The following is a 24,958-nucleotide window of genomic DNA, read 5'->3' on the forward strand; positions in this document are numbered from 1 at the left end:
TTGCATCTTCCCCACAACGCATTCAAGGCCGCGCTGAAGCAGGCGCAGCCCCGCTACGGCATCTGGGCAGGCATGTGCACGCCCTATACCGCCGAGATCCTGGCGGGTCTTGGCTATGACTGGGTCCTGCTCGATGGCGAGCACGCGCCCAACACCGTGCCGACGCTGCTCGGCCAGTTGCAGGCCATGGCGGCTTACGGCAGCCAGCCTGTGGTGCGGCCGGTCACGGGCGATCCCGTGCTCATCAAGCAATTGCTGGACGTGGGCGCCCAGACACTGATGGTGCCGATGGTGGAGACCGCCGAACAGGCGGCCGCGCTGGTGCAGGCCATGCGCTACCCGCCTCACGGCATCCGCGGCGTGGGTGGCGGCCTGACGCGCGCCACGCGCTGGGACGCCGTGCCGGACTACATCCGCAACGCGCACCAGGAACTGTGCCTGATCGTGCAGATCGAATCGCGCCTGGGCGTGCAGAACGCGGCGGCCATCGCGGCGGTCGAGGGCGTGGACGCTGTCTTCATCGGGCCCGCGGACCTGTCCACCGGCCTGGGCCACGCCGGCGACGCCAGCCAGCCCGAGGTCCAGGACGCCATCCGCCAGGCCATCGACGCCACCCGTGCGCAAGGCAAGGCCTGCGGCATCCTTGCGCCGCGCGAGGAAGACGCGCGCCGCTACCTGGATTGGGGCTGCCAGTTCGTGGCGGTGGGCATCGACATCAGCCTGCTGCGCCAGGCCGCCCAGGCCAACCTCGCGCGCTACCGCGACGATGCCGGCGCCAGCAAGGCGCCGGGCGGCGTGTACTGAACATCGCATCCCTGCCATCATGTTCCCCCGACCGTAGCTCGGCCTGAGACCCCAAACAGGAGACAGACCCGCATGAGCAAGACCCTTCCCGTCCTGCGCAACTACATCAACGGCGCCTTCCAGGACAGCAGCACGCTGCACGATGTCAGCAACCCCGCCACCGGCGACGTGCTGGCACGCTCGCCCCAGTCCGACCAGGCCGACGTCGACGCGGCCATTGCCGCCGCACGCGGCGCCCAGAAGGCCTGGTCGCGCCTGCCGGCAATCCAGCGCGCCGGCTACCTGCGCGGCGTCGCCGCCAAGCTGCGCGAGCATGCCGCCCGCATCGCTCGCACCATCACGCAGGAACAGGGCAAGATCCTGGGCCTGGCGGAAGTCGAAGTGAACTTCACGGCGGATTACCTGGACTACATGGCCGAGTGGGCGCGACGCATCGAAGGCGAGGTCATCACCAGCGACCGCGCCAATGAAATGATCCTGCTGCTGCGCAAGCCCATGGGCGTGGTGGCGGGCATCCTGCCGTGGAACTTCCCCTTCTTCCTGATCGCGCGCAAGATGGCGCCGGCGCTGCTCACCGGCAACACCATCGTCATCAAGCCCAGCGAGGAAACGCCCATCAATTGCCATGCGTTCACCGAGCTGCTGGACCAGGTGGGCCTGCCCAAGGGCGTCTTCAACGTGGTCTACGGCCAGGGCGCCACGGGCGGCGCGCTGTCGGCGCATGCCGGCGTCGACATGATCAGCTTCACCGGCAGCGTCGCCACCGGCGAGCGCATCGCGGCAGCCGCCGCGCCGCACATCACCAAGCTCAATCTTGAGCTGGGCGGCAAGGCGCCGGCCATCGTGCTGGCCGACGCCGACCTGGACCTGGCCGTGAAGGCCATCCGCGACTCGCGCATCATCAACACCGGCCAGGTGTGCAATTGCGCGGAACGCGTGTACGTCGAGCGCGGCGTGGCCGAGGCATTCACCGCCCGCATCGCCCAGGCCATGGCCGCCACGCGCTACGGCGACCCGCTGGCGCAGGCCGACGTGGAAATGGGGCCGCTGGTCAACCGCAAGGGCCTGGATGGCGTGGCAGCCAAGGTGCGGCAGGCGGTGGCCGATGGCGCGCAGGTCGTCACGGGCGGCGGGGTTGCCGACCTGGGCCAGGGCTTCCACTTCCAGCCTACCGTGCTGGCGAACTGCCGCGCCGACATGGAGATCATGCGCAAGGAGATATTCGGCCCTGTGCTGCCGATCCAGATCGTCGACGACCTGGACGAGGCCATCGCGCTGGCCAACGACTGCGAGTACGGCCTGACGTCGTCGATCTATACCCGCGACCTGTCCAAGGCCATGCACGCCATCCGCGAGATCGACTTCGGCGAGACCTACGTCAACCGCGAAAACTTCGAAGCCATGCAGGGCTTCCACGCGGGGGTGCGAAAGTCCGGCGTGGGTGGGGCTGACGGCAAGCACGGGCTGTATGAGTACACGCACAGCCACGTGGTGTACGTGCAGAGCTGATACCCGGGTCTTTTCCCCGGGGCCCCCAGCCGGTGCGCGCGCTCGCGCACCGGCTGGGGGCCTTGGCGTTCCTGGGTTTACTATGGCCCCCGGCACGCCTCATTTCGCAACCCTCTTCAGACAAGGAACGTATCGATGCATTTGTTGAACCGCTGTGGTGTCACGCTGGGCCTGGTCGCGCTGGTTTCGGGTTGCTCGCTGATGGGTGGCGGCGAAGGGGAACGCAGCAACGACTGCCGCTGGAACCGCAGCAGCTGCATGTACGAAGGGTCGTATGAGAAGGGCGAACGGGAATACGCCGAAGAGGAAGCCCGGCGCCTGAACCAGGCCGAGCAGGGGCGGCTGCGGCGCAGCCGCTAGGCCAATCGGCGGGCGTCAGCGCTCCCTCCTGGTCAGCCCCTGCGACATTCTCGCTTGAACGTCTGGAAGGTCATGGCGCGCCGATGTACGTCTCAACATAACGCTCCTGCGCGTACGCCGTCTGCACGGGGATAGTGGGATAGATGGGTTGTGCATCCGCTCCGCTCGTATGCAGGCACAGCCGGGGTTCTCCATCCTGGAAATCCAGCGCAACATAGGGTTTGAAAAGCGCTGTCGGCTTGATGTGGGCCTCAAGTGATGAGGAATTCCCAGGATTGAAGCGTTAGCGGGATAACGATCAGGATCCCGGCGTGTCGGTCCGTCAGAAACGCCAACGAAGATTGAGCGCAGCGGTCTGGTCCCGGCTGCTGCCACCGAACTGCCCGCCATACGACATGCCCAACGACGCGCCACGCGCTATCTCCGCGTCGACGCCCACCGTCACCAATGCCGCATCACGCGCGATCGGCGCGCCGGTGACGGTGAAGGACTCGCCCGCGTCGAAGGCCAACCGGCTTTCAGGCCGGATGCCACCCAATGCGTGGCGCCAGCCCAGTCCCGCACTCAAGGTGGTTGCCATGCTTCCCAAGTCGACGTTCTGCCGCGCGCGCAGGCCCAGCGTGACTTTGCTGGAATCGTTGCGCATCGCCTCGCCCGACAGTGCCGCATTGCCACCCGATTCCGAAAAGCCACGCGTGCGATGCTGGGCCCAACCCAGTCCGGCGTAGGGTTCCAGCGCAAGATCGCTCGTCACGGCAACGGCGTAACCCACCTCACCGAACAACTGCGTGGTGCTGGCGCGGTAATCGGCCTTGAGTTGCTGGTTCAGGCCGCCGGCACCGATACGGCGCTCGGCATCAATGTCGTGCCAGGTATATGAGGCTCCCGCCATCAGGTTGAACGTGCTGGCGCCTAGCGGGAACGCCTTGCCGCCGTAGACAATGGCGCTATAACTCGACACATCGGCGCGGCTTGCAAGGCCGCCAACGGTCAGCGTCGAGTCCGTGTAGCCCAACGCCCCGCCCAACCGCCAGCCCGCGCCCATCGCATGATCAGCACCCACGAAGAGACCGCCGGTGCGCTGGCGCATGGCCTGGGTATTACCGGTGGCGCCTGTGCGCTGCCAGTTGCCCACGACCTGGGCCCAGGCCGGCCGGGCCAGCGACGACGGCAAGCTGGAGGACGATGACGCTGCGTCGCTCAGGCCCACCGCCGCGGTCGGCGCGCCCGGTGCCATACCGGCGCTGAGGTTGCCGCGAAGATGGTTGAGAGGCACCGTGCTCACCACATGGGTCAGGTTGGCCAGGCCGGAGGCCACGCTCGCATGAGCCTCGCCCGACAGTGCGGAGAAAAAACCCTGTGGGGCACCTTCCGGCAAAGTGATGGCCGCGTCGTAGACGGCGTGGCCCGCGCCCAGTATCTCGGTCGCGTCGGCGACAGCACGCGCGTTGCCTCCGCTTACCCGATCGGCAAAGCGCACGATATGGCCACCCGGCTCGGTAGGACCTCCCGGCTCGGTGTCGCCGCCCGGCTCGGGGCCACCCGGCTCAGGACCACCCGGCGTGACCGTACGATGCAGCTTGACCATCAACTCCCGGTCATCGTCCGAATAGACGAGCTCGAACGACAGGTAGGCAAAATTGCTCGACGCATGGCGAAAACGCGTGCCATCGAAAGTCTGGTCGGCACGCAGCACAATCTGGCTGTAACCGGCCCCATACGCACCCGGCGCCGCTTCAAGAAAGAAATCGGCACCGGATACATCGGCTCGGCCCGTCACATCCAGCCGGTCGAGCGCGGCGGGCGTAGCGCGCACACTGAATGTGTTGTCGGTACCCATATCCAGGTCGCCATCCATCGTGGCGCTCGCCGTGCCGCCGCCGTCTATGCGCAGCCGGTTGCCACTGCCGCTATAGCGCACGTTGCCGACGGTGCTGGAATGCGCCATCAAGGTCAGCGTATTGCCCGTGCCTGCGATCATGATGGCATCTTGGTGATTGCCGAAAGCGTCGCGGCCCGCTTCCATCCGGCCATCCTGCACGATTTCCGAATCGTGGCCATCGAGTTGCACAGCCCGGCCCCCAGCGCCGCTGACAATGCCTGCCCCAGCATTGCCGCCATAGACCTCCCCCCGATTGACGAAGCGCTGCTGCGTGCCGGACATGAGCAGCCCGGCCCCGCCATCGCCACCGTCACCGGCAAAAGCGACGGATGCGTCGTAGCGCTCCCCCACAGCACCGCCACCGCCACCTGCGCCCCCCCAGAGCGAGCCCGTATTCACGAAGCTGGCCAACCCGTTAACCCACCTCACGGCGGCGCCCCCCTCGCCTCCCTTGACGCGCCAGGTATCCGACAGACCGGCCTCGTCCTGAACAACGCTGCCACCGCCTCCACCACCGCCACCTACAAGTACGGCGGCATTGGAAGACGTGCGGCCTTCGCCGCCCGCGCCAGTAAGTACCAAAGCATTGCCGCCGGTGCCCCCCCTGGCAGTGCCCTGATTGCCACTGCCAGTCAGGACCACGGTTCCACCGCCGCCACCGCCGCCGCCACTTTCGTAACTCGCAGCGATCGTCGTGTACGGTCCAAGCCGATAAAGCAGACCTGCCCCCCCATCACCGTTTTGCAAGCTTCCCGAGGCCCCCGCTTGTCCCCCACCACCGTGCCCTCCGGTCGCGCCCCAGCCGGTACCGGCCTGGCCGGCGTTACCTCCACCAGCGAATCCTGCGGGCAATGAAGCATTCGCGCCGCCTTGCGCAGCGTACATGGGGTCACCATTTCCGCCAGTGCCAGCGGCATGGCTTGGTAGCGGCATGGACACACCATAGACGGCGACAAGATTGAGACAGATCGCGGTATAGCGTAGCGTCATCATCAAACGAGGCAGGAAAAGGGGAGAACCGATCTTAGCCCAGTCGAATTTGCCCTGAAACGCCGGATTACAGTAGCTTCCCGCCGAGTGTTCTGGCCACTGCTCAAACCCGCCCAGGATTGCATCGCGGCCATGCGCTGAGTGGCCCGAGAAGCCTTTATGCGGAGTACCCGCAACGGTCCATGCCGCGATCCTGCTACAGGCGGGCGAGCTTTACGAGAATCGGGAAAGGCACAACACCGAGGAGGCGTGCTACCAGAATCGGACCTATGAGCGGCTGCCGAACCCATGAAGGGTCATGTCCGTGAAGTACCAAAGCGACAAAATCAGCTTTTGAGTACTTTTTGACCACCCAAAGAAAAAGGGCTTCCCGCTGACGCGTAAGCCCTTGCTTCTCTGGAATTTCTTTGGTGGGCGGTACTGGGTTCGAACCAGTGACCCCTGCCGTGTGAAGGCAGTGCTCTACCACTGAGCTAACCGCCCAAAGAAGCGGAACTATAGCACGTCGATTTTTACCATGCAAGCGTCCACGCGCCGATCAGGCGGCTGTGCCTTCCGCCGGGGCGGCAGGCGTGTCCAGCTTGCGCCACAGGCACGGCCCGCCGCTGGCCTTGTCCAGCGCTTCCAGGTATTCGCCGTGCGCGGCCATTTCCGTTTCCGATGCCCGCAACACCGTCAGCACGGACGCATCGAAGCCCCCCACCACCAGGCCGTCGCCGGTGCCGCGCGCGGGTTCAGGCGCATCGATCAGCAGGCCATCCTGGCCGCGCGTCATGGCCAGCCACACTTCTGCCAGCAGTTGCGAGTCCAGCAAGGCGCCGTGCAGCGTGCGGTGCGCGTTGGAAATGCCATAGCGCTCGCACAGCGAGTCCAGCGAGTTGCGCTTGCCCGGGTGCATCTCGCGCGCCACCATCAGGCTGTCGGTGATGGCGGTGCACAACTGCGCCAGCGGCGGACGCCCCACGCGGGCCAGTTCGGCGTCCAGGAAGCGCGTGTCGAACGACGCGTTGTGGATGATGAGCTCGCCGCCGGCGATGTAGTCCACGAAGTCCTGCGCGACGTCCTCGAAGCGCGGCTTGTCGGACAGGAACTCGGTGGTCAGGCCGTGGACGGCCAGTGCGCCCGGGTCGCTGTCGCGGTCCGGGTTCAGGTAGACGTGGAAATGGCGGCCGGTGACGTTGCGGTTCTCCAGCTCCACCGCGCCGATTTCAATGACGCGGTGGCCTTGGGAGGGCTCCAGGCCCGTGGTTTCGGTATCGAGAATGATCCAGCGCATAGTGCCTTGATGTGTTGCGGCTATTTCGTGGGGTGGGCGTGGGGCAGGCCGGCGGCCGGGGCATGGCCCGGCTCGGCATCGGCGTGTTTCCGCGCGTGGGCGATCAGGGTGTAGACCACCGGCACCACGAACAAGGTAAGCAGTGTACCCAGAGACAGCCCGCCCACCAGCACCCAGCCGATCTGGCGACGTGATTCGGCACCCGCGCCCGAGGCCAGCGCCAGCGGCACCGCGCCCAGCACCATGGCGCCCGTGGTCATCAGGATGGGACGCAGGCGCAGCACGCTGGCCTCGACCACGGCCTCGACCAGTTCCTTGCCTTCCTCGCGCAGCTGGTTGGCGAATTCCACGATGAGGATCCCGTGCTTGGTAATGAGGCCGACCAGCGTGATGAGGCCGATCTGGCTATAGATGGACAGCGTGCCCCCCGTCAGCCACAAGGCCAGCATGGCGCCTGTCATGGCCAGCGGCACCGACAGCATGATGGTGAAGGGATGCCGCCAGCTCTCGAACTGGGCGGCCAGCACCAGGTAGATGAAGGCCAGCGCCATGCCGAAGACCAGCATGATGCTGCCCGACGAGTCGCGGAATTCACGCGACTGGCCGTCCAGGTCGGTGCGCACGGCCTGGGGCAGCACCTGGCCTGCCACGGTTTCCATGTGCGCCAGCACCTCGCCCAGCGCGTAGCCCGGCGCCACCGAGGCCTCGACCTTGACCGCCCGCAGGCGGTTGAAGTGGTTCAGCGACTGCGGCGACACGCTTTCGCGGATCCGCACCACGTTGTCCAGCCGCACCATGCTGCCGTCGCGGGCCTGCACATAGATGTCGGCGATGTCGTTGGGCGTGCTGCGGTCGCGCGGCGTCACCTGCACGATCACGTCGTATTGCTCGCCCTCGTCCTTGTAGCGGGTGACCTGGCGCCCGCCCAGCATGGTTTCCAGCGTGCGGCCCACGGTGTCCACGTCCACGCCGACGTCGGACAGCTTTTCGCGGTCCACCTCCACGCGCAGCTCGGGCGTGTTCAGGCGCAGGTCCGAATCCAGGTTTTCCAGGCCGGGATACTTCTCCAGCTCGGCGATGTAGGCGTCGACGATCTTGGCCAGGTCCGGATAGGACGCCTGGCTCATGATCATGAACTCCACCGGCTTGGAGGTGGCGCGCTGGCCGAAGGACGGCGGGTTGCTGGGGAAGGCGCGGATGCCCGGCAGCTTGCTGAACGCGGGCTGCAGCGACTGCGCGATTTCCTGCTGCGTGCGCGTGCGTTCTTCCCAGGGCTTCAGGCGCAGGATGGCGCGGCTGTCGGTCACGGTGGGGAAACCCGCCGTGATCTGGCTGCCTTGCATCTCGGGGATCTGCGCGTACAGGCGCTCGATCTCCATCACGTTCTTCAACGTGTAGTCCAGCGTCGCCCCTTCCGGCGCGGTGACGATGCCGAAGATGACGCCGCGGTCCTCGATGGGCGCCAGCTCGGACTTCACCACCGAGAACAGCGCCGCGCCGCCGCCGGCCACCAGCAGGCCCGCCAGCAGGATGACGGCACGGTGCGCCAGGGCCGCCGACAAGGCACGGCGATAGATCCGGTTCAGCCCTTCCAGCCAGGATTCGATCGTGTTGTAGACGCGGCCATGGCTGGGCTGGTGGCGCAGCAGCATGGCGCACATCATGGGCGTGAGCGTAAGCGCCACGAAGCCCGACACCAGCACCGCGCCCGCCAGCGCCAGCGCGAACTCGATGAAGAGCCGCCCCGTCCGGCCCGTGGCGAAGGCCAGCGGCGCGTACACCGCCACCAGTGTCAGCGTCATGGCCACCACGGCGAAACCGATTTCCTTCGTGCCCTGGATGGCCGCATGCACCCTGGGCACGCCGTTCTCGATGTGCCGGTAGACGTTCTCCAGCACCACGATGGCGTCGTCCACCACCAGCCCGATGGCCAGCACCATCGCCAGCAAGGTAAGCGTGTTGATGGAAAAACCGAACAGGTACATGAGCGAGCACGCCCCGATCAGCGACACCGGAATCGTCACGATGGGAATCAGGCTGGCCCGCACGTTGCGCAGGAAGAAGAAGATGACCAGCACCACCAGCACGACGGCCTCGGCGATGGTGGTGTAGACCGACTGGATGGAGCGCTCGATGAAGACGGAGGTGTCGTAGGAGATCGACAGCCGCATGCCGCGCGGCAGGTTTTCATTCAGGACGTCCACCTCGGCGCGCACCGCTCGCGACAGGTCCAGCGGATTGGCCGTGGACTGCCGCGTCACGCCGATGTTCAGGCCCAGCTGGCCGTTGAAGCGCGAGGTGACGCGTTCGCTGGCCGGGCCGATCTCCACCCGCGCAAGATCGCGCAGCCGCACCGGATAGCCGCTGACGTTGGCGATGATGACGTTCTCGAACTGCGGCACCGTCTGCAAGTCGGTGGACGCCACCACCGAGAATTCGCGCGCATCGCTTTCGATGCGGCCCGCCGGGATCTCGACGTTCTGCCCGCGCAGCGCGGTTTCCACGTCCTGCACGGTCAGGGTGTAGCCGGCCAGCTTCTCGCGGTCGACGTACACCCGCATGGCCGGCAGCCGTTCGCCGAAGACACGCACCTCGGCCGCGCCGGGCAGCACCGAGAACCGCGTCTTCACATAGCGGTGCAGATAATCCGAGACCTCGATGATGCTGTTCTGCCCCGCCTCCACCGCCACGTAGATGATGGGCTGGGAATCGGCCTCGACCTTGGAGATGATGGGCTCGTCGATTTCGTCGGGCAGGAAGCGGCGCGCACGCGAGACCTTGTCCCGCACCTCGGCCGCCGCCGCGTCGGGGTCGCGGCTGAGATGGAACTTGACGTTGATCTGGCTGCGTTCGGCGCGGCTGCGCGAGGTCATGACGTCCACGCCCTCGATCCCGGCCAGCTGGTCTTCCAGCGGCTTGGTCACGCGCGACTCGATCACCTCGGGCGACGCGCCCGTATAGGTCGTGTCGACCGACACCACCGGCTCGTCGATGCGGGGATATTCCCGCACCGTCAGGCGCGAATAGGAGATGAGACCGATCAGGACGATGACCAGCGACAGCACCGTCGCGAAGACCGGCCGGCGGACACAGACTTCGGAGATTTTCACGGACGCCCCCGAGTCAGGATGTGGCGGGTTCGGGCACCAGCGCGTCGGACGCCGGCGACGGATCCGGCACGGTGGACGCCGGCGTGTCGGGCGCGGTCGCGTCAGGCTGCGCGGCCGGCGTCTCGGTCACCGGTGCGCCATCGGTGATGCGCTGCAGGCCTGCCACCACCACGCGCTCGCCCGCGGCCAGGCCAGACAGGATCTCGACCCGGCCTTCGCGCCGCTCGCCGATGCCCACCGGCACCCGCTGGGCGTGCCCGCTGGCGACCCGGTAGACGAACTGCTGCGCGCCCGACGGCGACAGCGCGCTTTCCGGCACCACGAGCGCCTGGGTGTTCTCGACCATGAGCTGCACGCGGGCGAACATGCCCGGGCGCAAGGCGCCTGACGGGTTCGGCACCTGGGCGCGCAACAGCACCGAACGGCCGCCCGCGTCGACCAGCGGACTGACGGCGATGACCTCGCCCGGGCTGGACTGCCCCGGCAGCGCGTCGAAATGCAAGGAGAGCGACTGGCCGACCCGCACCCGGCCCAGGTACAGCTCGGGCACGCGGAAATCGACCTTCAGTGGATCGATGGTTTCCAGGGGCGCCAGGTCACGCCCGACGTCCACGTAATCGCCCACCGACACGCCGCGCAGGCCGACCACGCCGTCGAACGGCGCCCGGATCGCCATCTTGTCGAGGCGTGCCTGGGCCAGGGCCACGGCGGCCTGCTGGACCTTGAGGTTGCTGCCGGCCTCGTCGCGTGCCTGCTGGCTGATGAAACCTTCGGCCTGCAGGCTGGACGCGCGCTTGTTCTGGCTTTGCGCCAGCGACAGGTTGGCGCGCGCCTGGTCCAGCTCGGCCCGCGCCACGGCGTCGTCCAGTTGCACCAGCAACTGGCCGCGCTTGACGGGCTGGCCTTCCTGGAAAGGCAGCCTGGCGATGCGGCCGGCCACCTCGGGCCGCAGCATGACCGACTCGTCCGAACGCAGGCTGCCCACGGCAGCAAGACTGCGCGCGAAATCCACCGACTGGACGGCGGCCGTACGCACGGGCACCAGTTTCTGGGCGGCGGGCGCCGCCGGCAGGGTGGGCGCGGCGACAGGCGGCTGCGCGCGCGGCGACCAGCGGCCGATGACCACGCCCGCGGCCAGCGCCACGGCGACTGCCGCCACGAGAGGCAAAGCTTTCTTCATGCTGCGCACTGAGGGGGGTGCGGCGCGGAGCCAGGCATTGAGGCCGCGCCGTCATGTTCTAAGGGAGAGGGGGGGTGGAGCCTGTCCCACTGTATCACCTTGAAATGACCCCTCGCACCCTGCGGCCAACCCTGTAGGAGCGCTGGCCGACGCCCCTGCAACCGACTGAAATGGCTATCGGCCAGCGCGCTGGGCCAGGATCACGCCCTGGTTGGCCAACTGATCCGCGCGCTCGTTGCCCGGATCGCCCGCATGCCCCTTCACCCACTGCCAGCTGACGGTATGGGTGGACACCAGGGCGTCCATGGCCTGCCAGAGGTCGGCGTTCTTCACCGGTTTCTTGTCGGCGGTGCGCCAATCGCGGCGCTTCCAGTTGGCCAGCCACTCGGTCATGCCCTTCTGGACGTACTGCGAATCGGTGTGGATGATGACGCGGCTGGGGCGCTTCAGCGCCCGCAGAGCCTCGATGACGGCCATCATTTCCATGCGGTTGTTGGTCGTGCCCAGTTCGCCGCCGCACATTTCCTTCTGGTGCGCGCCCTGGCGCAGCAGCGCCCCCCATCCGCCCGGACCGGGATTGCCCTTGCAGGCGCCATCGGTCCAGATCTCGACGGTGTCTTCACTCATTCCTTGATTCCTGTTGCTGTGTGGCCAACCGCCTCGGCCTGGGCGCGGTGCGCGCCGCCCGAGCCTTGCGGCACCGGCACGGCCACGCGGCGGGCGCGGCGGCGTTTCTTCCACGGGGCGCCGATGATACGCGCCCCGGCCACCCGTTTGACGGCCGACACCACATAGGTGGCCCCGCAGACAGGCCACCAGCGGTCGCCGGCCTTTTCCATGAAGGCCCAGCGGCGCAGCCAGACGTCCGTCATGCAGGCCGGGGCATAGCAGCCGAAACGGCCGCGGTCGACCTCGAAGGACAGCAGCTTGAACCAGTCTTTCAGCCGGGCCAGCGACACCTGCGCGGACGGCGGATGCGGCAGCCAGGGCGGCATGCCGGGCAGGTTGGCACGCAAGCCCCACAGGCTCCAGGGATTGAAACCCGACACCACCACCCGGCCCTCGGGCACCAGCACCCGCTCGACCTCGCGCAGCACGCGATGCGGCTCGTCGGTGCTTTCGAAGGCGTGCGGCAGCACCAGCAGGTCGATGCTGTCGCTTTCGAACGGGAGGGCTTCCGGGCGCGCCACGACCTGGGCCTGCCATTGGCTGGCCAGTTCGGCCTTGGCCAGGCTGTCGCCCACGAATACCTTGAACGGCATGCGGTTCGCCTGCAGCAGGTCCAGGCTCGGCAGGCCGACCTGCAAGGCATTGAAGCCAAAGACATCAGCCACGATGGCGTCGAACTGGGCCTGCTCCCAGGCCCGGACGTAGCGGCCAGGCGGGGTGTCGAACCAGTCCCCCAGTTCTACAATGCTCGTTTCCTCAGCCACGCGATCAGGTGTCCTTATGAATGCACACGCCAGCCGCCTGCGGCCCCTGCCGGCATTGAGCGATAACTATATCTGGCTGGCCAGCCAGGACGGCCAGGCCGTGGTGGTGGACCCGGGCGTTGCCGAACCCGTGGCGGCCGTGCTGCAGGCGGAAGGCCTGCGCTTGCGCGCCATTCTACTCACCCACCACCACCATGATCACGTCGGCGGGGTGGAGGAACTGGTCCGCCTGACGGGCGCGCCGGTCTACGGACCCGCAAGGGAACGCCTGCCGCGCTGCGACGAGGCGCTCGCCGAAGGCGACACCGTGTGGATCCCCGAAATGGGCATCGACCTGACGGTCCTGGACGTGCCGGGCCACACCGCCGGGCACATCGCCTATGCCGGCCAGGCGGTCGGACAGGCCGTGGTTTTCTGTGGCGACACCCTTTTTGCCGGCGGCTGTGGCCGGCTGTTCGAAGGGACGCCCGCCCAAATGTTTGATTCCTTAGGGAAATTCCTGAAATTGCCCGAAGAAACGCTCATTTGCTGCGCGCACGAGTACACTCTTGCAAACCTGCGCTGGGCGCTCGCCGTGGATCCGGACAACCGTCCGCTGCAAACATGGCAGGCGCAGGCCATCGATCTGCGCGATCGCGGCCTGCCCACCGTGCCCACCTCCCTTGCGCTCGAACGAGACACCAATCCGTTCCTGCGCGTCTCGCAGCACACCGTTGCACAAGCCGCCGAACAGCAAGCCGGGCATTCCTTGGCCGGGCCGGTGGAGGTGTTTGCCGCGTTACGCGAATGGAAGAACGAATTCAGATAGAGGACCGATGAACCCTCAAGGACTGCAGCACTGCCCGCGACACTCGCCCCGCTTCCTGCTCTTCCCCCTGCTTGCCCTGTTGTTCGCCCTGCTGGCCGGCTGCGCCGGCACGCAGGGCAACCGTAGCGGCCAGCCCACCGAAGCCACCACCAGCGTCCAACCCCTGCCGGGCCAGGCACGCGCGACGCGCGACCGCCACGTGGCCGTCGACACCTCGCGCACCGTGGACCTGACCCGCCCCGCCGCCGACGCCTGGGACCGCATCCGCCGCGGCTTCGCCGTGCCCAACATGGACACGGAACTGACGCGCCAGTGGACGGACTATTACGCCGCCCACCCCGAAGCCGTGCAGCGCATGGCCTCGCGCGCGGGCAAATACCTGTATTACATCGTCGACGAGATCAACCGCCGCGGCCTGCCCACCGAGCTGGCGCTGCTGCCCTTCGTCGAAAGCGCCTACAACCCCGGCGCGTACTCGCGCGCCCAGGCCGCCGGCCTGTGGCAGTTCATCCCCTCCACCGGCACCCATTTCAAGCTGACCCAGGACTGGTGGCGCGACCAGCGCCGCGACCCGATCGCGTCGACCAACGCCGCCCTGGACTACCTGGAGTACCTGTTCGAGATGCAGGGTGACTGGTACCTGGCGCTGGCCTCGTACAACTGGGGCGAGGGTTCGGTGCGCCGCGCCATGGACAAGAACGCGGCCATCAGCATGCCGACGGACTACCTGTCGCTGACGATGCCCGACGAGACCCGCAACTACGTCCCCAAGCTGCAGGCCATCAAGAACATCGTCGCCAACCCACAGAAGTACGCGGTAGTGCTGCCCCCGGTGGAGAACATCCCCTATTTCGCCACGGTCAAGAAGACCCGCGACATCGACATCGAGGTGGCCGCCCGGCTGGCCGAGATGCCGCTGGAGGAGTTCCAGGCGCTGAACCCCTCGTTCAACCGCCCCATCATCCTGGGCCGCCACGAAGCCACGCTGCTGCTGCCGCGCGACAAGCTGGAGGTCTTCAACACCAACCTCAGCAACTACAAGGGCAGCCTGTCGTCGTGGAAGGTCTATGACGCCAAGCGCGGCGAATCGGTGGCCGCCATCGCCAAGCGCCACGGCATCACCGAATCCCGCCTGCGCGACGTCAACGACATCCCCCGCCGCACCCGCACGGTGTCCCGCAACCAGACCCTGCTGGTGCCCGGCAAGGCCAGCGGCGACGTCCAGCTGGCGTCGCTGCAAGGCGGCCCGAGTTCGGCGGTGCCCACCCCGCCGGCCGCCCGCGGCCCGCGCGCCACGCCGAACGTGCGCACCCACACCGTGCGCAGCGGCGACACGCTGTTCGCGCTGGCCCGCCGTTACGGCACCAGCGTGGACGCCCTGCGCGCGCTGAACAACCTGAAGGGCAACACCCTGAAGGTGGGCAGCCGCCTGCGCGTGCCCGGCACGGGGGTGCGCGGTTGAGCCGATTCCGCTACGATTCGCCGCCTATACTGCGCTGACACGCCAGATTTTCCCGCCAGGCGCGCCCTGATTTCCGGCGCGCCGGCTTCGCCATACATCCGTACCAATCTGTTTAGGACGATCCAAACATGGGTTTTCTCGCCGGCAAACGCATCCTGGTCACCGGGGTGCTCTCCAACCGCTCCATCGCCTATGGCATCGCCCAGGCCTGCCACCAGCAAGGCGCCGAACTCGCCTTCACGTATGTGGGCGACCGCTTCAAGGACCGCGTGACCGAGTTCGCCAACGAGTTCGGCAGCACGCTCGTGCTGCCCTGTGACGTTGCCGAAGACGCACAGATCGACGGGCTTTTCACCGAGCTGGCCAAGACCTGGGACGGCCTGGACGGCCTGGTGCATTCCATCGGCTTCGCCCCGCGTGAAGCCATCGCCGGCGACTTCCTCGACGGCCTGTCGCGCGAAGGCTTCCGCATCGCCCACGACATCTCGGCCTACAGCTTCCCCGCACTGACCAAGGCCGCGCTGCCGCTGCTCAAGGCGCGCCAGGGCTCGGTCCTGACGCTGTCCTACCTGGGCGCCGAGCGCGTCGTCAGCAACTACAACACCATGGGCCTGGCCAAGGCCTCGCTGGAAGCCAGCGTGCGCTATCTGGCCAGCGCGCTGGGCCCCCTGGGCATCCGCGCCAATGGCATCTCGGCCGGCCCCATCAAGACCCTGGCCGCCAGCGGCATCAAGGACTTCTCGGAAATCCTGCGCTTCGTCGAGGCCAACTCGCCGCTGCGCCGCAACGTCACCATCGAGGACGTCGGCAATGTCGCCGCCTTCCTGCTGTCGAACCTGGCGGGCGGCGTCACGGGTGAAATCACCCACGTGGACGGCGGCTTCTCGACCGTGGTGTCGGGCCTGCAAGGCTGATCGCGGCACGCAAGCACGCGTCCCGCAAGACAAGGCACAAGGCCGCGCCCTCTGGCGCGGCCTTGTGCTTTCCGCTGTCTTCGTTCTCCCTCAGTCCGCCCGCAACCCCAGCTGCGCGGTCAGCGCGCCATAGCGATCGATGTCCGCATGCACCAGCGCGCGGAAGGCCTCCGACGTGCTGGCCGTCGGGTCGAAGCCCAGTTGCCGCAATTGTTCCTGCATGGCGGGATCGGCCACGATCCCGGCCAACGCATCGCGCAGCACCCGAACCCGCTCGGGCGGCGTGCGCGCCGGCGCCAGCAGGCCATGCCACTGGTTCAGCGCATAGCCCGGAAACCCTTGCTCCGCCACCGTGGGCACGCCCGGCATCAGGGCTGAGCGCGCCGGCGCCGTGATCGCCAGGGCGCGCAGGCTGCCAGCCCGGATGAACGGCGCGGCGCTGGAAGCCGTGACGACCGCCACGGGCACCTGCCCCGCCACCGCGTCGGTCAAGGCCGGGCCGCAGCCCTTGTAGGGCACGTGGCGCAAGGACACGCCTGCCAGGTGCAGCATCTCGCCCGCCAGATGCTGCGGCGTGCCGTTGCCGCACGAGGCATAGGCCACACCCGCCTCGCCCAGGCGCCCGGCATCGATCATGTCCGCCAGCGTGCGCCACGTCGAACTGGCAGGCACCACGATGGCGGACGGCACGAATGCCACGTTGATGACCGGCGCGAAATCCCGCTTGGGATCGAAAGGCAGTTCGCGATAGACCCCCGGGTTGATCGCGAACGAGCTGTTCACCATCAGCAGCGTATTGCCATCGGGCACGGCCTCCGCCGCCGCCCGCGCGCCGATGTTGCCGCTGGCGCCGGGCCGGTTCTCCACCACGACCGGCACGCCCAGCTTCACTGCCAGGCGCTCCCCCAGCTTGCGCGCCAGCAGGTCGGTGCCGCCGCCGGGCGGAAAGGTCACCAGGATGGAAAGCGTGCGATCCGGCCAGGCGCGCGCCGCCGGCTTGGCGGCAGCGGGGGGTTCGCCCTGCGCGCCACGGCCTGGCGCCCAGGCCACCCCGGCCAGCAAACCCAGGACCAGCGCCAAGGCAGGGACGAGCGCGGCCACACCGCGCGGTTTGACGGTCTTCATCACAACTCCAGATCGAGATCGCCCGGATGGGCTCGCCGGGCACTGCCCGGCACGGATGGCGGGCGGTCTAGCCCCGATGGTCCAGGCCGATATCCAGTACCGCCGCGCTGTGGGTCAGCCAGCCGATGGAGATCAGGTCCACGCCGCTGGCCGCGACCGCCGGCGCCGTCGCGGGCGTAATGCGGCCCGAGGCCTCGGTGATGGCGCGTCCGTCCACCATCTGGACGGCGCGAGCCAGCATCTCGGGAGTCATGTTGTCGAGCAGCACGGCATCCACGCCCACCGCCATGGCCTCTTCCAGCTGGGCCAGGGTGTCCACCTCGACCTCGATCTTCACCAGGTGCCCCACCGACGCGCGCGCCCGCATGATCGCGGCGCGCACGCCGCCAGCGATGGCCACGTGGTTGTCCTTGATGAGCACGGCGTCATCCAGGCCATAGCGATGATTGCTGCCGCCGCCCACGCGCACCGCGTACTTCTGCACGGCGCGCAGGCCAGGCATGGTCTTGCGGGTGCACACCACGCGTGCGCGTTGCGGCCGCACGGCATCCACGATGCTGGCCGTGGCAGAGGCCACGCCGCTCAGGTGGCACAGGAAATTCAGCGCGGTGCGTTCACCCGTCAGCACGCCGCGCGCAGGGCCGCGCACCAGCGCGATGGTGTCGCCCGCCGCCAGGCGGCTGCCGTCGGGCCGCAACACCTCGAGTTCGATGCGCGGGTCCACCAGCCTGAAGGCCATCACGGCCAGGTCCAGGCCCGCCACCACGCCCGGCTGGCGGGCGGACAACGCGGTTTCGGTGCGCAGGTCCGCCGGCACGATGGCATCGGTCGTCACGTCTCCTGCCCTGCCCAGGTCCTCCAGCAGGGTGGCGCGCACCAGCGGCTCCAGCATGACCGCCGGCAAGGGCGGTACGTCGGAAACACGCGCTTGCGCGGCTGCCTCGGCCAGTTGGATCTGGCCTTCCGTAATTATGCTCATTATGAGTATTTGTAGGTCAAAAAAAGAGCGGCGCCCGCTCGACCCATTTATGCTATTCCTGAGCATAAGTGGCTGTCAAGTGATTGTCATGTCTGATACATGCCCGCGCGGGAATTCAGCCCCGGGCCAGCGGCAGCTTGCTGCCAGCAATGGCCCGCTCCAGCATCACGCCGCGGCGGAAGCGGAACAGCTTGGCGGGCCGGCCTGCCCCGCCCGCCTGCACGTCGCCGGTTTCCTCCACCAGTTCCTGCTGTTCGATGAGCCGGCGGAAATTCTGCTTGTGCAGGCTGCGCCCCGCCAGGGCCTCGACGCTTTGCTGCAATTGCAGCAGCGTGAAGTCTGGCGGCATCAGCTCGAAGACCACCGGGCGGTACTTGATCTTGGCCCGCAGCCGCGCAATGCCCGTGGCCAGGATGCGCCGGTGGTCATGGCGCATGGACGCGCCGGGCAGGCAGGCCGCGCGCGCGGCGGCATCGTCCGCCGCGCAGGCCTCGGCCACCAGGCCCAGCTCGTACAACAGTTCATAGCGCTGCAACACGCGGTCCTCGCTCCAGGCATAGCCGTCGAGCCCGAACGTGAGCGCCGTCCGCTGCGCGCGAGCCGCCCGCAGCTCAGCCGACCCCGCCGCCTCCGCCCAGCGCCGCAAGGCAGGCACGATGCGTTCGGACAGCAAGGCGGGCTCGCCTTCGCGATGATCTTCCCAGGGAAAATAGCGGTACCAGCTTTGCCACTGCGCGCTGGCGTCGGCGGGCGTGGCGGCCTCGCGCGTGAGCGCGAGATAGCTGATGGAAATGGCGTGGGCGGCGCCGCCAGGCTCGGCGTAGCGGCCGCTGTCGGCAAAGGTATAGAGCTGCTCGACGTAGCCCAGCGGATGGTGCGTCTGCTCTTCCACCCAGCTGCGCAGCCCGGATTGCAGCGAGCGGTGCCCGAGTTCGAACGGCCCCGACGGCAGGGCCCGTCCGTCTTCGGTCGTCAGGACGCGCGGTTCCCCGTGGGTGACGGCGGCCAGCACGGCGACGAGGTCGGCGACGACGGAGTGTTCAACGCTCACGGACAGGTTCCAGCACGGAGGGCCGGTCATTATAGGTGGGGGCCGTCATGCCCCCATCGCTCATGCCGCGCTTTTCTCCAGGACCGCATGCAGCAGCACGTTCGCGCCCGCCGTCGACCACGCCTGGCGAATATCCTCGGCTTCGTTGTGGCTGATGCCGTCCACGCAGGGCACGAACACCATGGCAGTGGGAGCAACGCGATTCACGTAGCAGGCGTCATGGCCCGCCCCCGACACGATGTCGCGATGGCTGTAGCCCAAGGCTGCCGCGGCACGCCGCACCGCGCCGACGCAGTCCGCGTCGAACACGATGGGCGCATAGGAAAAGATCTGCTTCAGCGACGAGCCCAGCGACAACTCGGCAGCGATCTCTTCCACGGCCGCCAGCAGCGCGGCATTCATGTGATCCAGCACGGCGTCGTCGGGATGGCGGAACTCCACCGTGTAAGCGGCGCGCCCAGGCACGACATTGCGCGAATTCGGATGGAATGCCACCTGCCCCACCGTCGCGCAGGCCAGCGGGCCATGGTCCAGCCCGATACGATGCACGGCCGCGATGACGCGCGCCACGCCCAGGCCGGCATCCTTGCGGCGGTTCATGGGCGTCGTGCCTGCGTGCGCGGACTGTCCCGTCAACTCGCCTTCGTACCAGCGCTGCCCTTGCCCTCCGGTTACCACGCCGATGTCCTTCTGCTCGGCCTCGAGCACCGGCCCCTGCTCGATGTGCAGCTCGAAGGCGGCATGCGGCAAGGGCGCCCCCAATGGCGCATCGCCCGCGTAGCCGATACGCTCGAGCTCCGCACCGATGGTCCTGCCTTCGGCGTCCGTGCGCGACAGGCCATAGTCCAGGTCGAACACGCCCGCATAGACACCCGAGGCGATCATGGCCGGCGCAAAGCGCGACCCTTCCTCGTTGGTCCAGTTCACCACCTCGATGGGCCGCTCGGTCTGGACGCCATGGTCGTTCAGCGCTCGCACGACCTCCAGCCCGCCCAGCACGCCATAGATTCCGTCGAAGCGCCCGCCGGTGGGTTGGGAGTCGCCATGCGAACCCATTTGCACCGGCGCCAGCCCATCGCGCAGGCCCGGCCGCCGGGCAAAGATATTGCCCATGGGATCGACGCGCACCGTGCAGCCCGCCTCGCGCGCCCAGCGCACGAAGAGATCACGCCCTTCACGGTCCAGGTCTGTCAGCGCCAGGCGGCTGACGCCGCCTTTTTCCGTTGCGCCGATCCGTGCCATTTCCATGAGGCTGGCCCACAGGCGCTCGCCATCGACCCGCAATGCCTCGCGCGTCATGCCGGCTCCTTCGGGGCCGGGGGCGCATCCGCGGGACGGTGATAGCGGAAATCGCAACGCGCCGCGCCACTCATGATGGTGGTGCTGCGGGTCATGGTGACCGAGGGGTCGTAGCCGACGATGAACTCGGCGTCCCGATTACAGGACAGCAGGTGGCCGATGTCGCCCAGCCCCATCTCGTGATACATCTCGGCATAGCGGCAACGCTTCACGTCGTAGTCGAATTCGGTGTCGCTGGCGTTCAGCACCTCGATGCGCAGCGCATCGTCCTTGGTCCACAGGTGCTGGAGACCGGCGAACGTACGCAGGTTCGCCCCCTGGGGCTCCCGCGCGGCGAACTGCCGGCCGGCCTGCACGGCGGCATTCGACACGGCCTCACCGATCACGGCGCCGGCCTTCTCCTTGCCGAACTCGCGCACCAGGATCTCGTAGATCGGCTTGATGATTTCGGCCTCGATACGCCGGCGCGCGAGGATGCCAAGCTCATTGGCGGGGGCCGTGGCGGGCGGATTGCCCTGCTTGTCGACGGGGGTCATGCGAAAACTCCTTCACTTCGGGTGCACCTGCAACGGTGCACGAACAACGGCCGGCAACACGCCGGCCTGGATGGCGGCAGTATAGGAGCGCGGGATGCCGCCTCGCGCGCCCTTGCCGCCAGCCGAATGCGAAAGCGAGCCGTGTCCCGACAGGGCACGGCTCGCCGGTACGGCGACTGCCTGCGCGGCGCTTACTGGCTGGCAACGGCCTGCGCGGCCTTGCCACCCAGCACCGCGGCGGGCGCCCACTTGCCCTGCTCCACGCGGTAAACGGTATAGGCGGGTTGGCTCAGGTTGCCTTCGGCATCGAAGGCGACCGGCCCGGTAATGCCGGTGTACTGGATCTTGCGCAGGGCGGGCAGGAACACCGTCGGGTCGGTGGAATCGGCTTCGCGCATGGCGGCGATGATGACGGCCGCGGCGTCGTAGGCGAACGGGGCATGCAGTTCGATCGGCTGCTTGTAGACCTCGCGATAGCGCGTCTCGAACGCCTGGCCGCCAGGCATCTGGGCAATGGGCAGGCCCGGCTCCAGCGCAATGGTGCCCTCCCCGTCGCCCTTGGAGGTCGTCAGGAAAGTCTGGCTGACGATGCCGCCCGCGCCGATCAGGCGGGCCTTCAGGCCCAGCGGTTGCAGGCGGCGCACGATCAGCGCGGCTTGCGCATCCAGGCCGCCAAAGAACACCAGATCGGCATCGCGGCTCTTGATGCGGGTCAGGATCGCATCGAAGTCGACCTGCTTGTCGTTCACGAACTCACGCGTGACGACCTCGCCGCCGGCCTCCTTCACGCCACGCACGAACTGGTCGGCCAAGCCCTGGCCGAAAGCCGTGCGGTCGTCGATGACCGCGATGCGCCTGGCCTTGAGCGTCTCCACGGCATACCTGCCGGTGTAGGCGCCGCCCACGTCGTCATGGCCCATGATGCGGAAGCTGGTGTCGAAGCCTTGCGAGGTATACGACTTGCCGGTGGCGGCGGGCGCCACCTGGGCAATGCCGGCGTCGTGATAGACGCGCGCCGCGGGGATGCTGGTCCCGGTGTTCCAGTGGCCGATCACCCCCACCGCGCCCTGGTCCACCAGCGACTGGGCGACCGTCACGGCCACGCGCGGATCGGACTGGTCGTCCACGGCCTGCAGGCGGAACGTGACGGTTTCGCCGCCGATCACCAGTTTCTGCTTGTTGGCATCCTCGATGGCAAGACGGGCGCCGTTTTCCAGGTCCTTGCCGATCCGGGCCGACTGGCCCGTCAGCGGCGCGGCCAGGCCCAGCGTCACCGTCTTGTCCGCCCAGGCAGGAGAGACGCCGAGGGCGGTGGCACAGAAAGCGGCCAGGGCGAGCAGGCGTGGCAGCCGGGCAGGGGTTGCGGACGTGGACATGAAGGCTCCCCAGAGAGAAAACATTGATGAGCTGAATTATGTTTTCTCTGCCAGCGTCAGGCCAATATTGAATTCAGATATCAATATTACCCAGTCGGCTTTATATATAAATCAATGAATTAGCTTATTCAAACGGCCGCATGGCACGGCAGAAAGATTTTCACTACATTCAACATATGAATTATTTAGAACAATTGCAGCATGACCCGCCGCTGCGTGCCGTTCGCGCTTTCGAAGCGTATGCACGCCTGGGCACGCTTGCCGCGGCCGCCCGTGAACTGGCGATCACGCCCTCCGCCATCAGCCACCAGCTGCGGCTGCTCGACGCGTTCCTGGGCGCACCGCTGACCACCCGCCAGGGCCGCAACCTGGTGCTGACGGCACAGGGGCGCGAATACTACCGCTCGCTGCGCTCGGCATTCGCGGTGCTGCGTGGCGCCACCGGCCACCTGCGCGAAGGCGCCGCGCCACGCGAGGTGTCCCTGAGCGTCATTCCGATGTTCGGCATGGGCTGGTTCATTCCGCACCTGCATGAGTTCCAGGCACTGGCCCCCGGCCTGGACGTGCATGTGTCCTACGCCAACCATCGGCACTACCCCAGCGATGCGGCCGACCTGTCCATCCGTTTCGGCGTGGGCGAGTGGCCCGGCTACGACAGCATCAAGCTGCTGCCCGGCGCCGTGGTGCCCGTCTGCCATCCTGGCTTCCTGGCCACGCGCGGGCCCATCCCCTCGCCCACCGCACTGGCGGCATTGCCGCTGCTGCATGACGAAGAGCGCGGCACCTGGAAGCTGTGGCTGTCGGCGGCGGGCGTCAGCACGGCGCCACGGCTGGAGGGCGCGATGTTCGAGGATGGGCAACTGACCTTGTGCGCGGCACTGGCGGGACTGGGCTGCGCGCTGTTGCGCCCGCCGCTGATCCAGCGCGAGCTGGACAGCGGCCAACTGGTGCAACTGTTCGACCTGGCGCTGGATGATGGCCGCGACTATTACCTGTGCCACCGCAGCGGCGTGGCGCTGTCAACGGACGAGATGGCGCTGCGCGATTGGCTGCACGCGCGTACGCAACCCTGGCGCCAGCCAGGTTCTGCCTGACTCGAAAGGAAGAAGGCGGACGCGGCGCGCCCTGCCCTTCAATGCGTGGACGGCGAGCCCGCCGAGGGGCAGACGCTGGTGATGGTTTCGCGGATGCGATTGCAATCGCCGAAGACGCGCGTGCTGAGCATGCTGCCCTGCACGGCGGCAAAGAGCGCACGCGCGGAGGTTTCCGCGTCACAGCGCAGCGTGACCGTGCCCTGTTCCACGCCTTCTCGCAGCACGGCGGCCAGCCAGGCCTCCATGGCAAGGAAGAAAGACTTCACGACGCAACGCACCGACTCGGGCAAGGAGTTCATGTCGGCGGCAAGCACCCCGCCGATGCACAGTTGCTTGCCACTACAGACCACGCCTTCCAGCACGTCGGCATAGCGGCGCAGCTTTTCATCGGCAGGCAAGGAGGCGTCGATGGCATGCACGCGCGCGATGGCGTTCTGGCTGTAGGCCTCGATGGCCTCGCGCACCAGATCGTCCTTGCAGGGGAAGTAGTAGTGGATGCTCGACGTCTTCACGCCCACATGGTCAGCCAGGTCGCGATAGCTGAATCCATTGCAGCCGCGCGCGCCGATCAGGCTCTGCGCGTAGTCGAGGAGTTGCTCTCTGGTATTGGCGGCGGTGGCGTTCATGGCGAAAGTTTACCTATGAATGGGTCGATAGGTCGAACCTGCCGGCGCCCGGATCGCGCCTTGTCACCTGCACGCAACCTCGGGGCCTGGCGGCACGGCTGACACACAACGGTCATGCAGTCATGCGTGGGGGAACCGTGCCGCCTCCCGGTGGCTCAACCTTGGAACACCAGCGCGGGATCCTGCTCGCCCGGCTGGACGTCGCCCGCGGCACGCGCCTGGCGCAGTTCAGCCTGGACCTGGGCACGCGTCAGCGAGGCGGGCGCGAAATGGGCGGTCTGGTCCTGCTCGCCGTCGAAGATTTCACCGGCCTGGCGGGCGGCCACGGCTTCAGCGCGAACCTGCTCGGCGCTCACCTGGCTGGTCTGGGCCACTTCGGGCGGGTAGCCGAGCTCCTGGGCCTGGACGGCGGAGGCACCCAGGAAGGACAGCGAGAGGATGGCGGCGGAGAAGAAGGTCTTGGTCATGATGGTTCCTTTGTTTGTCTTTGGCGCCCCGGCGTCAGCCAGCGGCAGTCCGTATCGGTGAAAAGGTGTCTGTCGTGTGTGGCGTATCAGATCTGGCGTGCTGGGACGGTCCCGCGTCATGCGGCGGGCGGGACCGTCTTCCTGCTTCAACCCGCGACCGGCGGGTAGTCCAGTTCGCCGCGGCTTTCCAGGCCGTGCGATTGGGCCTGGCGCAGCTCGGCGCGAACCTGGGCACGGCTGTGGGTGCTGTCACCACTGGGGGCCAGAGCTGCCACGTCCAGTTCGCCGGCGGGAATGCTGCCTTGGGCGATGGCGTCGCGCAGTTCGGCCCGCACTTGCTCACGGGTCACGCTGGCGGTGTGGTCGACGTCGGCGGGGTAGCCGATTTCCTGGGCCTGCACGGCGGCGGCACCCAGCATCGAGGCGGAAAGGATCAGGGCGGAAGCGAAGGTCTTGGTCATGATTGGCTCCTTGAGCGCGGTGTTTAAAATTTATCTACTGATAGATAGATGACTAGGGAAAATAAAAGGGCCTTGCGGCGCCGGTGAATCTTTCGATTTGCGGGAGACTTTTTGTCTGCCCTGTTTGTCGATGGGTGAATCTTATCTACCAGTAGATAGATAAACAAGCGGAATCTCCGGGAAAAATGAAACCAGGCGTAACCTCAACGTTGTCTT

22 protein-coding genes and 1 tRNA gene are annotated in these 24,958 nt (G+C 67.4%); 7 read left to right on the forward strand and 16 right to left on the reverse strand.

Annotated elements, in window-relative coordinates:
• The 3 genes from ODI_RS17360 to ODI_RS17370 all read left to right on the forward strand — a co-directional run bounded on the left by ODI_RS17360 (window position 1) and on the right by ODI_RS17370 (window position 2,673).
• Window positions 1-804, forward strand: a complete 804-nt coding sequence (locus tag ODI_RS17360; RefSeq protein WP_067749969.1) for an aldolase/citrate lyase family protein — start codon at window positions 1-3, stop codon at window positions 802-804.
• A 72-nt stretch (window positions 805-876) separates the two neighbouring features.
• Complete coding sequence (aldA, locus tag ODI_RS17365) at window positions 877-2,313, forward strand: aldehyde dehydrogenase (RefSeq protein ID WP_067749967.1); 1,437 nt, start codon at window positions 877-879, stop codon at window positions 2,311-2,313.
• Between the two features lie 135 nt (window positions 2,314-2,448).
• Window positions 2,449-2,673, forward strand: a complete 225-nt coding sequence (locus tag ODI_RS17370) for a hypothetical protein (protein ID WP_067749966.1) — start codon at window positions 2,449-2,451, stop codon at window positions 2,671-2,673.
• 322 nt (window positions 2,674-2,995) lie between these two features.
• Here ODI_RS17370 and ODI_RS17375 read toward each other — a convergent pair whose 3' ends face one another.
• The 7 genes from ODI_RS17375 to ODI_RS17405 form a co-directional block, all read right to left on the reverse strand.
• On the reverse strand, window positions 2,996-5,548 hold the full coding sequence (locus ODI_RS17375; RefSeq protein WP_231968081.1) for an autotransporter family protein: 2,553 nt from the start codon (window positions 5,546-5,548) through the stop codon (window positions 2,996-2,998).
• Between the two features lie 405 nt (window positions 5,549-5,953).
• Window positions 5,954-6,028, reverse strand: a tRNA-Val gene (locus ODI_RS17380).
• A gap of 55 nt (window positions 6,029-6,083) precedes the next feature.
• Entirely contained in the window at window positions 6,084-6,821 is a 738-nt protein-coding gene (dnaQ, locus tag ODI_RS17385) for a DNA polymerase III subunit epsilon (RefSeq protein WP_067749965.1), read from the reverse strand.
• A 20-nt stretch (window positions 6,822-6,841) separates the two neighbouring features.
• Window positions 6,842-9,931 (reverse strand): efflux RND transporter permease subunit, encoded by a 3,090-nt coding sequence (locus ODI_RS17390; RefSeq protein ID WP_067749963.1) that lies wholly within the window; start codon window positions 9,929-9,931, stop codon window positions 6,842-6,844.
• A gap of 13 nt (window positions 9,932-9,944) precedes the next feature.
• The gene (locus tag ODI_RS17395) at window positions 9,945-11,111 is read right to left on the reverse strand and encodes an efflux RND transporter periplasmic adaptor subunit (protein WP_082985152.1); all 1,167 of its coding nucleotides are present in this window, start codon (window positions 11,109-11,111) and stop codon (window positions 9,945-9,947) included.
• A gap of 174 nt (window positions 11,112-11,285) precedes the next feature.
• Complete coding sequence (gene rnhA, locus ODI_RS17400) at window positions 11,286-11,738, reverse strand: ribonuclease HI (RefSeq protein WP_067749959.1); 453 nt, start codon at window positions 11,736-11,738, stop codon at window positions 11,286-11,288.
• Window positions 11,735-12,544 (reverse strand): class I SAM-dependent methyltransferase, encoded by an 810-nt coding sequence (locus ODI_RS17405; protein WP_067749958.1) that lies wholly within the window; start codon window positions 12,542-12,544, stop codon window positions 11,735-11,737. Before ODI_RS17405 ends, rnhA begins: the two co-directional genes overlap by 4 nt.
• A 16-nt stretch (window positions 12,545-12,560) precedes the next feature.
• Here ODI_RS17405 and gloB point away from each other — a divergent pair, with 16 nt between their 5' ends.
• The 3 genes from gloB to fabI all read left to right on the forward strand — a co-directional run bounded on the left by gloB (window position 12,561) and on the right by fabI (window position 15,728).
• Window positions 12,561-13,352, forward strand: coding sequence for a hydroxyacylglutathione hydrolase (gene gloB / locus ODI_RS17410; protein ID WP_098020933.1), 792 nt, complete (start codon window positions 12,561-12,563; stop codon window positions 13,350-13,352).
• Window positions 13,353-13,359: 7 nt separating this feature from the next.
• Window positions 13,360-14,814, forward strand: a complete 1,455-nt coding sequence (locus ODI_RS17415; protein ID WP_067749954.1) for a transglycosylase SLT domain-containing protein — start codon at window positions 13,360-13,362, stop codon at window positions 14,812-14,814.
• 128 nt (window positions 14,815-14,942) lie between these two features.
• The gene (fabI, locus tag ODI_RS17420; protein WP_067749952.1) at window positions 14,943-15,728 is read left to right on the forward strand and encodes an enoyl-ACP reductase FabI; all 786 of its coding nucleotides are present in this window, start codon (window positions 14,943-14,945) and stop codon (window positions 15,726-15,728) included.
• A gap of 90 nt (window positions 15,729-15,818) precedes the next feature.
• Here the strand turns inward: fabI and ODI_RS17425 are convergent, their stop codons facing one another.
• From ODI_RS17425 to ODI_RS17450, 6 genes are all read right to left on the reverse strand, one after another.
• Window positions 15,819-16,853 (reverse strand): tripartite tricarboxylate transporter substrate binding protein, encoded by a 1,035-nt coding sequence (locus tag ODI_RS17425; RefSeq protein WP_082985151.1) that lies wholly within the window; start codon window positions 16,851-16,853, stop codon window positions 15,819-15,821.
• A 67-nt stretch (window positions 16,854-16,920) separates the two neighbouring features.
• Entirely contained in the window at window positions 16,921-17,832 is a 912-nt protein-coding gene (nadC, locus tag ODI_RS17430) for a carboxylating nicotinate-nucleotide diphosphorylase (RefSeq protein ID WP_074046762.1), read from the reverse strand.
• 115 nt (window positions 17,833-17,947) lie between these two features.
• A complete protein-coding gene (locus ODI_RS17435) occupies window positions 17,948-18,913 on the reverse strand; it encodes an NUDIX hydrolase (RefSeq protein ID WP_067749951.1) in 966 nt (321 codons plus the stop codon).
• Between the two features lie 30 nt (window positions 18,914-18,943).
• Window positions 18,944-20,182 carry a Zn-dependent hydrolase gene (locus ODI_RS17440; RefSeq protein ID WP_067749950.1) on the reverse strand — a complete coding sequence of 413 codons (1,239 nt, stop codon included), beginning with the start codon at window positions 20,180-20,182 and terminating at the stop codon, window positions 18,944-18,946.
• A complete protein-coding gene (locus tag ODI_RS17445; protein WP_067749948.1) occupies window positions 20,179-20,718 on the reverse strand; it encodes an L-2-amino-thiazoline-4-carboxylic acid hydrolase in 540 nt (179 codons plus the stop codon). Before ODI_RS17445 ends, ODI_RS17440 begins: the two co-directional genes overlap by 4 nt.
• A gap of 191 nt (window positions 20,719-20,909) precedes the next feature.
• Window positions 20,910-22,094 carry a branched-chain amino acid ABC transporter substrate-binding protein gene (locus ODI_RS17450; protein WP_067749943.1) on the reverse strand — a complete coding sequence of 395 codons (1,185 nt, stop codon included), beginning with the start codon at window positions 22,092-22,094 and terminating at the stop codon, window positions 20,910-20,912.
• A gap of 176 nt (window positions 22,095-22,270) precedes the next feature.
• On the opposite strand from ODI_RS17450, the gene ODI_RS17455 reads away from it, so the two are divergent.
• Window positions 22,271-23,188, forward strand: a complete 918-nt coding sequence (locus ODI_RS17455; RefSeq protein WP_098020934.1) for a LysR substrate-binding domain-containing protein — start codon at window positions 22,271-22,273, stop codon at window positions 23,186-23,188.
• 38 nt (window positions 23,189-23,226) lie between these two features.
• Here the strand turns inward: ODI_RS17455 and ODI_RS17460 are convergent, their stop codons facing one another.
• The 3 genes from ODI_RS17460 to ODI_RS17470 form a co-directional block, all read right to left on the reverse strand.
• Entirely contained in the window at window positions 23,227-23,814 is a 588-nt protein-coding gene (locus tag ODI_RS17460; RefSeq protein WP_067749940.1) for a TetR/AcrR family transcriptional regulator, read from the reverse strand.
• A gap of 155 nt (window positions 23,815-23,969) precedes the next feature.
• Complete coding sequence (locus ODI_RS17465; protein ID WP_067749938.1) at window positions 23,970-24,281, reverse strand: DUF4148 domain-containing protein; 312 nt, start codon at window positions 24,279-24,281, stop codon at window positions 23,970-23,972.
• 146 nt (window positions 24,282-24,427) lie between these two features.
• Window positions 24,428-24,742, reverse strand: a complete 315-nt coding sequence (locus tag ODI_RS17470; protein ID WP_067749937.1) for a DUF4148 domain-containing protein — start codon at window positions 24,740-24,742, stop codon at window positions 24,428-24,430.
• Between the last annotated feature and the right edge of the window lie 216 nt (window positions 24,743-24,958).

Source organism: Orrella dioscoreae (assembly GCF_900089455.2).
GTDB lineage: Bacteria > Pseudomonadota > Gammaproteobacteria > Burkholderiales > Burkholderiaceae_B > Orrella > Orrella dioscoreae.